The organism is Streptomyces sp. NPDC088124 (assembly GCF_040685895.1).
Lineage (GTDB): Bacteria > Actinomycetota > Actinomycetes > Streptomycetales > Streptomycetaceae > Streptomyces.
This window is the reverse complement of record NZ_JBFBJB010000002.1, coordinates 131,235-143,068: the sequence shown is the minus strand read 5'-3', so window position 1 is coordinate 143,068 and position 11,834 is coordinate 131,235. Positions and strand designations below refer to the sequence as shown.

The 11,834-nt window shown below is 71.2% G+C and carries 10 protein-coding genes and 1 riboswitch; of the genes, 9 read left to right on the top strand and 1 reads right to left on the bottom strand.

What is annotated here, in order from left to right:
• Positions 1-34: 34 nt before the first annotated feature.
• From AB0P17_RS01980 to AB0P17_RS01960, 5 genes are all read left to right on the top strand, one after another.
• Entirely contained in the window at positions 35-844 is an 810-nt protein-coding gene (locus AB0P17_RS01980; protein WP_365806690.1) for a c-type cytochrome, read from the top strand.
• On the top strand, positions 841-1,896 hold the full coding sequence (locus tag AB0P17_RS01975; RefSeq protein WP_365806688.1) for a Rieske 2Fe-2S domain-containing protein: 1,056 nt from the start codon (positions 841-843) through the stop codon (positions 1,894-1,896). Before AB0P17_RS01980 ends, AB0P17_RS01975 begins: the two co-directional genes overlap by 4 nt.
• On the top strand, positions 1,893-3,536 hold the full coding sequence (locus tag AB0P17_RS01970; RefSeq protein WP_365806687.1) for a ubiquinol-cytochrome c reductase cytochrome b subunit: 1,644 nt from the start codon (positions 1,893-1,895) through the stop codon (positions 3,534-3,536). The genes AB0P17_RS01975 and AB0P17_RS01970 overlap by 4 nt, the downstream gene beginning before the upstream one ends.
• 228 nt (positions 3,537-3,764) lie before the next feature.
• Complete coding sequence (gene trpD / locus AB0P17_RS01965) at positions 3,765-4,829, top strand: anthranilate phosphoribosyltransferase (RefSeq protein ID WP_365806686.1); 1,065 nt, start codon at positions 3,765-3,767, stop codon at positions 4,827-4,829.
• Between the two features lie 192 nt (positions 4,830-5,021).
• Positions 5,022-5,139, top strand: a riboswitch (SAM riboswitch).
• 221 nt (positions 5,140-5,360) lie between these two features.
• Complete coding sequence (locus tag AB0P17_RS01960) at positions 5,361-6,785, top strand: aminotransferase class V-fold PLP-dependent enzyme (protein WP_365806685.1); 1,425 nt, start codon at positions 5,361-5,363, stop codon at positions 6,783-6,785.
• Between the two features lie 98 nt (positions 6,786-6,883).
• On the opposite strand, the gene AB0P17_RS01955 is transcribed toward AB0P17_RS01960, so the two are convergent.
• Complete coding sequence (locus AB0P17_RS01955) at positions 6,884-7,165, bottom strand: Lrp/AsnC ligand binding domain-containing protein (protein ID WP_365806683.1); 282 nt, start codon at positions 7,163-7,165, stop codon at positions 6,884-6,886.
• Between the two features lie 214 nt (positions 7,166-7,379).
• Between AB0P17_RS01955 and AB0P17_RS01950 the strand changes: the two genes are divergently transcribed.
• From AB0P17_RS01950 to AB0P17_RS01935, 4 genes are all read left to right on the top strand, one after another.
• On the top strand, positions 7,380-7,631 hold the full coding sequence (locus tag AB0P17_RS01950) for a hypothetical protein (protein ID WP_365806682.1): 252 nt from the start codon (positions 7,380-7,382) through the stop codon (positions 7,629-7,631).
• Between the two features lie 37 nt (positions 7,632-7,668).
• Positions 7,669-9,033: an NYN domain-containing protein gene (locus tag AB0P17_RS01945; RefSeq protein WP_365806680.1), complete on the top strand. Its 1,365-nt coding sequence runs from the start codon at positions 7,669-7,671 to the stop codon at positions 9,031-9,033.
• A 403-nt stretch (positions 9,034-9,436) separates the two neighbouring features.
• Positions 9,437-10,486 carry an NlpC/P60 family protein gene (locus tag AB0P17_RS01940; RefSeq protein WP_365806679.1) on the top strand — a complete coding sequence of 350 codons (1,050 nt, stop codon included), beginning with the start codon at positions 9,437-9,439 and terminating at the stop codon, positions 10,484-10,486.
• Positions 10,487-10,766: 280 nt separating this feature from the next.
• A complete protein-coding gene (locus tag AB0P17_RS01935) occupies positions 10,767-11,819 on the top strand; it encodes a C40 family peptidase (protein ID WP_365806678.1) in 1,053 nt (350 codons plus the stop codon).
• The last annotated feature ends 15 nt before the right edge of the window (positions 11,820-11,834 follow it).

The following is an 11,834-nucleotide window of genomic DNA, read 5'->3' as shown; positions in this document are numbered from 1 at the left end:
ACCGACGCAGAAGATCCTGACACCGGGGTAATCCGTGAAAAAGCTCTCCGCACGACGACGCCATCCGCTGGCGGCGATCGTCGTCCTACTCTTCGCGCTGGCGGCCACCGGGGGGCTGTACGCCGCGTTCGCGCCCGCGAGCAAGGCACAGGCTGACGAGACCGCCCAGTCCCTCGCCATCGAGGAGGGCAAGAAGCTCTACACCGTGGGCTGCGCAAGCTGCCACGGAGTCGGCGGTCAGGGGACCTCTGACGGCCCGAGCCTGGTCGGGGTCGGCTCCGCCGCCGTGGACTTCCAGGTCGGCACCGGCCGCATGCCGGCCCAGCAGCCCGGCGCGCAGGTACCGAAGAAGAAGGTCATCTACGACCAGAAGCAGATCGACCAGCTCGCCGCGTACGTCGCGTCCCTCGGCGCCGGCCCGATCACGCCGACCGAGAACCAGTACAGCCCCGACGGTGCCGACATCGGCAAGGGTGGCGAACTGTTCCGCACCAACTGCGCCCAGTGCCACAACTTCACCGGTGAGGGTGGCGCGCTGACGCACGGCAAGTCCGCACCGAGCCTTGAGGGCGTGGATCCGAAGCACATCTACGAGGCCATGCAGACCGGCCCGCAGAACATGCCTTCCTTCCCCGACTCCTCGATGCCGGAGCAGCAGAAGAAGGACATCATCGCGTACGTCAAGGCGGTGAACGGGGATGAGACCGTCAGCCCCGGCGGCCTCTCCCTCGGCGGCCTCGGCCCCGTCAGCGAGGGGCTGTTCGCCTGGATCTTCGGACTGGGCGCATTGATCGCCGTCGCCGTCTGGGTCGCGGCCCACACCGCTAAGGCCAAGAAGTCATGAGTAGCCAAGAGAATTCAGTAGAAGAGACCCTGCCGAGCGGCCAAGCCGCCGCGCACGGCGAGGTGGCGCGCGCCGACGATCCCTTCGCGGATCCGGGGATGCCGGCCCACAAGCCGCGCATCCAGGACATCGACGAGCGGGCGGCCAAGCGGTCCGAGCGCACCGTCGCCGGCCTGTTCCTGCTGTCGATGCTGGCGACGGTCGCGTTCATCGCCTCGTTCGTCGCCTTCCCGGTCGACAAGAGCGTCTTCATCTTCCCGTTCGGGCACGTCAGCATCCTGCACTTCTCGCTGGGTGTGACCCTCGGTGTCGCCCTGTTCGCCATCGGCGCCGGCGCGGTCCACTGGGCCCGCACGCTGATGTCGGACGTGGAGATCGCCGACGACCGGCACCCGATCGAGGCGCCGCCCGAGGTCAAGGCGAAGGTCCTGGAGGACTTCGCCGCGGGTGCGGCCGAGTCGGGCTTCGGCCGGCGCAAGCTGATCCGCAACACGATGTTCGGCGCGCTGGCGCTCGTACCGCTCTCCGGCGTCGTGCTCCTGCGCGACCTCGGTCCGCTGCCCGAGAAGAAGCTCCGCTCGACCCTGTGGGCCAAGGGCAAGCAGCTCATCAACATGAACACGATGGAGCCGCTGCGTCCCGAGGACGTCGTCACGGGCTCGCTGACCTTCGCCATGCCCGAGGGTCTGGAGCAGCACAGCGAGGAGTTCCAGAAGGAGATCGCCAAGGCCGCCCTGATGATCGTCCGGATCCAGCCGGACGAGATCAAGGACAAGCAGGAACTGGACTGGTCCCACCAGGGGATCGTGGCGTTCTCGAAGATCTGCACCCACGTCGGGTGCCCGATCAGCCTGTACGAGCAGCAGACGCACCACGTGCTCTGCCCGTGCCACCAGTCCACCTTCGACCTCTCCGACGGCGCGCGCGTCATCTTCGGCCCCGCCGGTCACGCCCTGCCGCAGCTGCGGATCGGCGTGAACGCGGAGGGCAACCTTGAGGCACTCGGCGACTTCGCCGAGCCCGTCGGCCCGGCCTTCTGGGAGCGCGGATGAGTACCACGACGACCACTGCCACGACGGACGACAAGGCCCGTAAAGCGCCCGCGGGCGAGCGGGTGGCCGACTGGGCGGACGGCCGGCTGGGCATCTACAGCCTGGCCAAGGCCAACATGCGGAAGATCTTCCCGGACCACTGGTCCTTCATGCTCGGGGAGATCTGCCTCTACAGCTTCATCATCATCATCCTCACGGGTGTGTACCTGACGCTGTTCTTCCACCCGTCGATGAACGAGGTGGAGTACCACGGCGGTTACGTCCCGCTCCAGGGCGTGATGATGTCGGAGGCGTTCGCCTCCACGCTGGACATCAGCTTCGACGTCCGCGGCGGTCTGCTCATCCGGCAGATCCACCACTGGGCGGCGCTGATCTTCCTCGCGGCCATGCTGGTCCACATGATGCGCGTCTTCTTCACGGGCGCCTTCCGCAAGCCGCGCGAGGTCAACTGGCTGTTCGGCTTCCTGCTCTTCGTCCTGGGCATGTTCACCGGGTTCACCGGCTACTCGCTCCCGGACGACCTGCTCTCCGGTACCGGTGTGCGGTTCATGCAGGGCGCGGTCCTGTCGGTGCCGGTCGTCGGAACGTACCTGTCGATGTTCCTGTTCGGCGGCGAGTTCCCCGGCGGCGACTTCGTGGCCCGGTTCTACTCGGTCCACATCCTGCTGCTGCCCGGCATCATGCTGGGTCTGGTCGTGGCCCACCTGATCCTGGTCTTCTACCACAAGCACACGCAGTTCGCGGGCCCCGGCAAGACGAACACCAACGTCGTCGGCATGCCGCTGCTGCCGGTCTACATGGCCAAGGCCGGAGGCTTCTTCTTCCTGGTCTTCGGGGTCATCGCGATCGTCTCCGCGATCGCCACGATCAACCCGATCTGGGCCCTCGGCCCGTACCGGCCCGACCAGGTCTCCACCGGCGCCCAGCCCGACTGGTACATGGGCTTCTCCGAAGGCCTCATCCGTGTGATGCCCGGCTGGGAGATCAACGCGTGGGGACACACGCTCGTCCTGGGTGTCTTCATCCCGCTGGTCATCTTCCCGCTGGTGCTGGTCACGATCGCGGTCTACCCGTTCATCGAGTCCTGGGTCACCGGGGACAAGCGCGAGCACCACATCCTGGACCGCCCGCGCAACGCCCCGACGCGTACCGCGTTCGGTGTGGCCTGGCTGACCTGGTACTTCATTCTGCTGGTCGGTGGCGGTAACGACCTGTGGGCGACGCACTTCCATCTGTCGATCAACGCGATCACCTGGTTCGTCCGGATCGCCTTCTTCGTCGGACCGGTCATCGCCTTCATCGTCACCAAGCGGATCTGCATCGGTCTCCAGCGACGCGACGCCGAGAAGGTGCTGCACGGCCGCGAGTCCGGTGTCATCAAGCGGCTGCCGCACGGTGAGTTCATCGAGGTCCACACCCCGCTGGACCAGGGCGACCTGCACAAGCTGACCGCGCACGAGCAGTACCAGCCCGCCGAGCTGGGCCCCGAGACCGACGAGAACGGGGTACGCCGCAAGGTGTCGCCCGTCGAGAAGCTCAGGGTCAAGCTGAGCAAGGGCTACTACGGCGAGAACAACCAGCTCCCCAAGCCCACCGCGGAGGAGTACAAGGAGATCACCAGCGGCCACGGCCACCACTGATCGCCCGGCCTGACACAGGTCGCCACCACCGAGGGCCCCGGCCCGGTCTCCCCAGGGAGCCGGCCGGGGCCCTCGGCGTGCCCCCCCGCGGTGTCGTACGCGCCCACGCGTCCGCAGTACGGGCACTCTTCCACCGGGGCCCGGCTACGCCGATAGGCTTGCGGCCGGGCCGTACACCGTCACACCGTACGAGGCCCACGCAGCCGTCCCAGACACCCAGGAGCGAGCATGAGCGCTGTGACCCCTGTCGGAGGCGACACCGTGGCGGCCCGCACCTGGCCGGGCGTACTGAACCCCCTGCTGCGCGGCGAGAACCTGACCACCGACGACACGGCGTGGGCCATGGACCGCATCATGGGCGGCGAGGCCACCGACGCGCAGATCGCCGGCTTCGCGGTGGCGCTGCGGGCGAAGGGCGAGACGGTCGAGGAGGTCTCGGGTCTGGTCCGCGCCATGTACACGCACGCCCACACCATCGAGGTGCCCGGCCGTACGGTCGACATCGTCGGCACCGGAGGCGATCTCGCCAAGACCGTCAACATCTCCACCATGTCCGCGATCGTCGTGGCGGGCACGGGCGCCAAGGTCGTCAAGCACGGCAACCGCGCCTCGTCCTCCGCGAGCGGTGCCTCGGACGTACTGGAGAAGCTCGGCGTCAATCTGGAGCTGACACCGGAGCGGGTCGCCGAGGTCGCGGAGGAAGCGGGCATCACGTTCTGCTTCGCGGTCAAGTTCCACCCGGCGTTGCGGTACGCGGCCAAGGCGCGCAAGGAACTGGGCGCGCAGACCACCTTCAACATCCTCGGCCCGCTCACCAACCCGGCCCGGGTCAGAGCCCAGGCGGTGGGTGTGGCGGACATCCGGATGGCGCCCATCGTCGCGGGGGTCCTCGCCGAGCGGGGCAACTCGTCGCTGGTCTTCCGCGGCGACGACGGGCTCGACGAGCTGACCACCACCGCGACCTCCCGGGTGTGGACCGTGCGGGACGGCAAGGTGACCGAGCAGCCCTTCGACCCGCGCGATGTCGGCCTGGACCTGGTCCCGGTGGAGGCGCTGCGCGGCGCGGACGCCTCGTACAACGCCGATGTCGCGCGCCGGCTGCTGGCGGGCGAGGCCGGTCCCGTACGGGACGCGGTGCTGCTCAACTCGGCGGCGGCGCTGGTGGCGCTGGACCTGACGGGCGAGCCGCTGGAGAGCCAGCTCACGGCGGGGATCGCGCGGGCCGCGGAGGCGATCGACTCGGGCGCGGCGCGGGACGCGCTGGCCCGCTGGGTGGCGGCCAGCAACGCCTGACCGGACGCAGGGGAGGGGCCGGGGCGCGGAGCGCGCGTCCCGGCCCCTGCCTGTGCCCGCCCGTGCTCGTGCGGTGCTCGCGCCCGCCCCGTGCCCGTCCCCTGCCCCGTGCCCTGCCCCGCCCCCGCGCCCCGTCCCGTATCGCGGACAGCACTTGGGGGGTTCAGGCCGCCGTGCGATACTTTCGGCCAAGGTCATGAGTGACAGCGATTAAGGCCCCGGCTCGCTGTCCGGCAACCCTCCGTCCGTGGCGGGGTGCCCCGGGTGAAGACCAGGCCGTGGGCAGCGAGGTCCGCGGCAAGCGCGGACCCCTTCTCACCTTTGGGGTCCTGGTCCTCAAGGGAGCAGTCTCGTGAGCAAGCGAATGCGTTAGGGCTCTTACGCCCCTTCTTCCACACGCCTCCGTACGGTCTCTTCCGTGCGTCGAGGCAACATCCGCATCTGGCGCCACCTCTGTCATGCCGTCATGCTGTTACGGCGCCGTGTGGGTCCTTGAAGCTGTTCCGACTCTTCTCGCCGGGAGACAACGCCATGTCCGCACGCCCCAACGCCTCCTCCTCCGCTGCCTCCACCACCGCCACCGCTGCCTCCGCCGGGTCCGAGGACCCCGCCTGTGGAGCACCGCTCCCGGTGCTCGGCCGCGATGTGACCGTCCCGCTCGTCACCGGCGGCGAGGTCACGTACGCGGCCCTCGACTACGCCGCCAGCGCCCCGGCCCTCCAGCGGGTGTGGGACGACGTCGCCGCCTACGCCCCGTACTACGGAAGCGTCCACCGCGGCGCCGGCTACCTCTCGCAGCTCTCCACCGACCTCTTCGAGAACAGCCGCCGCACGGTCGCGGAGTTCCTCGGCTGCCGCGCCGACGACCAGGTCGTCTTCACCCGCTCGACCACCGACTCCCTCAACCTGCTGGCGGCCGTGCTGCCGGCCGGCTGCCAGGTCTTCGTCTTCGAGACCGAGCACCACGCCTCGCTGCTGCCCTGGCGCGACGCCCGGGTCACCTACCTCAACGCGCCGCGCACCCCGGCCGAGGCCGTCGCCACCCTGGAGCGGGCGCTGGCCGAGCGCGACCCGGGCGCGCCGGCGCTGGTCTGCGTGACGGGCGCGTCCAACGTGACCGGTGAGCTGTGGCCCGTACGGGAGCTGACCGCCGCCGCGCACGCCCACGGCGCCCGGATCGTCCTCGACGCCGCGCAGCTCGTCCCGCACCACGCCGTGGACATCGCGGAACTCGGCGTCGACTGGGTCGCCTTCTCCGGCCACAAGCTGTACGCGCCGTTCGGCTCCGGGGTCCTCGCGGGCCGCGCCGACTGGCTCCAGGACGCCGAGCCGTATCTCGCGGGCGGCGGCGCCAGCCGCAAGGTGGCGCGCCGTGCCGACGGCGGGGTGGACGTCGACTGGCACGCCACGGCCGCCCGCCACGAGGCCGGCTCGCCCAACGTCATCGGCGTCTACGCGATCGCCTCCGCCTGCCAGGCGCTCACCGAGGCGGGGTTCGACGCGCTGGCCGCCCGGGAGCAGCGGCTGGTCGCCGAGGTGCGCGCGGGACTGGCGACGGTGCCCGAGGTCCAGGTGCTCTCGCTCTTCGGCGACGACGCGCCGCGGGTCGGCGTCCTGTCGTTCGTGGTGGAGGGGTGGAACAGCTCGCACTTCGCCGCCGCGCTCTCCGCCGAGTACGGCATCGGCGTACGGGACGGTCTGTTCTGCGCCCACCCGCTGGTCAGGACGCTGCTGGGCAGCGACCCGCAGGACCCGGGGGAGTGCGGCGCCCCGGAGGCCGAGCCGGGTGAGCGCTCGCTCAACGCGATCCGGGTCAGCTTCGGCGCGGGGACGCCGGACGAGCACGTGGAGCGCTTCGTGCGCGCGGTGCGGGAGCTGGTGAGCGACGGCGCGCGGTGGAACTACCGTACGGAGGAAGGCCGTTGCGTCCCGGACCGGGACGGCGCGGCCGCATAGCTCCGTACCTCACCCGGAGGCCCCCGGCGGGCCGTCGGCGGGCGGCTCCCGTCGCGCCCGCCCCGCCTGCCGTGTCTGCCCTGCCTGTCCGAGGCGGTCTACGCGTCGAGTCCGATCGCGAAGGCCGCCTCCAGGTCGTGCTGGGAGTACGTACGGAACGCGACGTGCGTGTCCGTGGCCTCGACGCCGGCGATCTTGCTGATCCGGCCGGGGATCACATCCGCCAGGTCGTCGTGTTTGGCGACCCGGACCATGGCGATCAGGTCGTACTGCCCGGTCACGGAGAAGACCTCGCTGACGTTGTCCAGAGCGGAGATCGCCTCGGCGATCTCGGGGATACGGTCCACGCTGGTCTTGATGAGCACGATCGCGGTGATCACGGTTGGCGTTCTCCCTCGGTGGCCGCCGACTGGACCCCTCACTCTATCGGTACGCCCGTACCGCACCCAGGCGAGGAGAGAGCCCGCTTCGAAGCCCGTGGCGCCGGGGGAGAGCCGTGAGGCCGTAGGGTTGCCGGGTGCCGTCCGCGGTTCGACGCCGCATCGCGGGGCACCGCTTAGGGACGATGGAAATGAAGAGCGAGGGGACGCCACGATGGCAGCACTTCCGACGGTTCCGCAGCCCACGGCCTCCACCCGGTGGCGCTGTACCTTGTGCGGCAATCTGACCAGGTTCGATGTGACGCGCTCGTCCAAGGTCGTCGAGTACGTCCATCTGGACCTGGCCGGGGAGCCGACGGTCGAGGAGCGTGAGGTGGTCAGTGAGACCATCGAGTCGGTGCGCTGCCGCTGGTGCAACGCCGTGGATCAGATCGAGCTGGTGGACAGGCCGGGTGCCGGTTCCTGAGGGAACCGCCCGTAAGGGGTGGATGGGGTGACGGATCGTGGAGCAGCCCGCGAGCGGTGCTGAGCCGGCCGGTGCGGCCGGCGGTGGCGCCGCGGAGGCGCTCGACCGCCCGCTCCCCGACGGCGTACGACGCCGGGTCGTCGCGCTCGTCTCGGACGCCTTCGGCGGGCTGACCGTCACCGAGCTGCCCGCCCAGCTGCGGCAGTACGCGCGCTTCACTCCGAACAGGCGTGCGAAATTCGCGGGCAATGCGATGGCCGCCGCGCTGGAGAGCGACCCCCTGTTCCGGCAGCGCATCGGCGAGCGGATCGGCCAGGCCCAGCCGGAGCTGGCCGCCGCCCTGCAGTCCGGGTCGCCGCCCGCCGCGGCCGACCCCGTCGACGTAGCGGCCGCCGCGTATGTGCTCAGACCGCCCGGATGGGTGAAACTGGTCGCCGCCGCCGGTGAGGAGGCGCAGCGCGCCGACGCCGAGCGCGCCGATGAGGAGACCCGGCGTGAGCTGGAGCGGCTGCGCGCGGAGCTGTCCGCCGCCAGGTCGCAGACGAAGAGCGAGACGGAGCGGCTGCGTGCGGAGCTGGACGCCGCGCGCAAGGAGACCGAGGTGCTCCACCGTAAGCTGCGCAGCGCGCTCAGCGATGTGAAGCGCGGCGACGCCGCCCTGCGCCGCGCGCACGCGGAGTCCGAGGCCTTCAGGACGGAGAGCGCGGCCCAGGTGTCGGCGGCCGAGAGCGAGACGCGCCGGATCAGGGCGCGGCTCGCGGAGGCGGAGTCCACCGTCGAGTCGAGCCGCCGGGCCGCGCGCGAGGGCCGCTCGGTCGAGGACATGCGGCTGCGGCTGCTGCTGGACACGGTGCTGGAGTCGGCGCAGGGGCTGCGCCGTGAGCTCGCGCTGCCGCCCGCCGCCAGCCGGCCCGCCGACACGGTCGACGCGGTGGAGCCCGGCCGGATGTCACCCAAGGACGTGGCGGCCCGCGCGCTCTCCGACATGGATCCGGCGCTGCTCGATCAGTTGCTCGCGCTGCCGCAGGCACATCTGATCGTGGACGGCTACAACGTGACCAAGACCGGTTATCCCACGATGCCGTTGGAGAAGCAGCGGCTGCGGCTGCTGGGCGGGCTCGCCATGCTCGCGGCGCAGACGGGCGCCGAGGTGACCTGTGTCTTCGACGGCGCGGAGCTGGCCGCGCCGGTGCTGCTCGCGCCGCCGCGCGGGGTGCGGGTGCTCTTCTCCAAGCCGGGGGTGACCGCGGACGAGCTGATCCGCCAGCTCGTCAGGGCGGAGCCGCCGGGGCGCCCCGTGGTGGTGGTCTCCACCGACCGCGAGGTCGCGGACGGGGTCGCCCGCGCCGGTGCCCGGCCCGTCGCCTCCGCCCTGCTGCTGAAGCGGCTCTCCCGCGCCTGACGGGCGACCGGTCGGGGCGCGTACGCGTGGCCGATCGGCCCGGTCGGTTGGCGTATGGCCAACTGTGGTGGCGAATGCCCGAATTGATCGGTGCTTGCATGGGTGTGATGTCAAATGTTCGCTACTGCATGTGTATTGCCGATCGGCTGGCTGTCGGCGTCTGTAAATAATGTGCTTCGTGACGGAGTTTTTCCTTACAAGGATTTGAACTGATCACAAGGAGGTCACTAGGGTCATGCCTCGAACCTTCGCGCGGTTGATCACCCATCCGGGGTGGCAGTGAAGGAACCGCCGTTTTCGCGCAGTTCGGCCCAGTTCGCGGGGGAGCCGTACGCGCGGAGCCGGGACTGACGTCCCCCACCCGAGGACCGGCAGGCGGCTGAGGAAGAAGGAGCTCGCCTCCGTGGCGTCCCACCGTCGTCCCAAGCCCCCGAGCCGTACCCGGGTGACCGTCCTCACCGCGACCGCCGCCGCCGCTGTCGCCCTGAGCTCCCAGGCCGCCAACGCCGCGCCGACGCCGAGCAAGGCGGACGTCAAGGAGAAGGTCGACAAGCTCTACGAGGACGCGGAGCGGGCCACCGAGAAGGCCAGCGGCGCCGAAGAGGCGCAGAAGAAGCTGGAGAAGCAGGTCGGCGCCATCCAGGACAAGGTCGCCCGCGGCCAGGACGAGCTCAACCAGATGCGCGACGGCCTCGGTCTGATGGCCAGCAGCCAGTACCGCACCGGCGGCATCGACCCCGCGCTCCAGCTCTTCCTCTCCTCGGACCCGGACAGCTACCTGGAGAAGGCGGGCACGCTCGACCAGATCAGCTCCAAGCAGGCCGAGTCGCTCCGGCAGATCCAGGACAAGCAGCGAACCCTCGCGCAGCAGCGCAAGGAGGCCCAGGGCAAGGTCAAGGACCTCGCGGAGACCCGCAAGGTGCTCACCGCGAAGAAGAAGGAAGTCCAGACCAAGCTCAGCGCCGCGCAGAAGCTGCTCAACACGCTCACCGAGAAGGAGCGCGCCGAGCTGGTCAAGGCCGACGAGGAGCGCGCCAGCCGGGGCAGCGGCAGCGGTGGCGGTTCGTCCGCCCGCGCCGACCTCGGGGACGCCCCCGCCTCCTCGTCGCGCGCGGCCGCCGCGTTCGCCGCCGCCCAGGGCAAGATCGGCACGCCGTACGTCTACGGTGCCTCCGGGCCCGGCTCGTTCGACTGCTCCGGGCTCACCTCCTGGGCGTACGCGCAGGCCGGCGTCTCCATCCCGCGGACCTCCGAGGCCCAGGCCAACGCCGGTACGCGGCTCTCGCAGGGGCAGCTCCAGAAGGGCGACCTGGTCATCTTCTACGGCGACCTGCACCACGTCGGCTTCTACGCGGGCAACGGCCAGGTGCTGCACGCTCCCAAGCCGGGCGCCAGCGTTCGCTACGAGGCCATCGGGAACATGCCGTTCCAGTTCGGTGTCCGCATCGGCTGACCGCCGGGAGTCCGGTGGCCTGAGGGCCCGCGTGCCCGAGCGGTCATCGCCGGCTCGACACCCGCCCATTCGGGCGAATTCCCACCGCATACGCTGACACCCGCGCCCCGCCGATGACCTTGAGGTCTACGGCGGGGCGTCACTTTGTGTGCCCGGGGCGGTCGTTGGCCGCTCCGTGATCGCCCGGCTACTGTCTGCTCCGCGCAGCACCGGCCAGCGGTCCGCCCACCGGGCGGCAGGGCTGCGCCAGCGCGTACAGCGGAAGGGAGTTCGGCTTCCCGTGGTGTCCCATCGCCGTCCCTCACAGTCCGGCCGGTCTGCTCTGCGTTCCGGCCCCCGCGGCAGTGCCGTCGCCGCCGTGTCCCTCGCGGCGGCCACGACGGCGGTGGCGCTCGGCGCCGCCCCGGCGGGTGCCGACCCGCAGGCGACGCCCGAGGCGACCCGGGCCCAGGTCGACCGGCTCTTCGAGCAGGCCGAGCGGGCCACCGAGTCGTACAACAAGGCGGGCGAACGCGTCACCGAGCTGCGGACGCTGCTCGACTCGGCGCAGGACAGGGCGGCGCGCGGCCAGGAGCGCGTCAACACGATGCGCGGCGCGCTCGGTTCGCTCGCCGGCGCCCAGTACCGCTCGGGCGGCGTCGACCCCGCCCTGGCCCTGCTGCTCTCCTCCGACCCGGACGGCTACCTGGAGAAGGCCGCCGTCCTCGACCGGGTCGGCGCCCGCCAGTCCGGCGCCCTGAAGGAGCTCGGGCTGGCGCAGCGGAGCCTCGGGCAGGTGCGCAGCGAGGCCGCCCGTGACCTCGCAGAGCTGGAGCGCAGCCGGGCCTCCGTCGCCCGCCACAAGCGCACGGTCGAGGGCCGCCTCGCCGAGGCGCGCCGGCTCCTCAACACCCTGACCGAGGCCGACCGCGCCTCCTACGACCGGGCCTCCCGCTCCGACCGCGGTGAGCTGCCCGGCGCGCTCTCCGGTCCCGGCGCGCCCCCCTCCGCGCGGGCCGCCGCGGCGGTCCAGGCCGCCCAGCGCGCCGTCGGCCGGCCCTACATGTGGGGCGCCAACGGGCCCTCGGGCTTCGACTGTTCGGGGCTCACGCAGTGGGCGTACGCCCAGGCCGGTGTCGGACTGCCGCGCACCTCCCAGGCACAGCGGCATGTGGGGGCGCGGGTGCCGCTCTCCCAGGCGCGCCCCGGCGACCTGGTGGCGTACCGCGACGACGCCAGCCACATCGGCATGTACGTGGGCAACGGCCAGGTGATCCACGCCCCGTACCCCGGCGCCTCCGTGCGCTACGACCCGGTCGGCATGCTGCCGGTCTCCTCGGTCACCCGGGTCTGACGTCCCGCGGGCCGT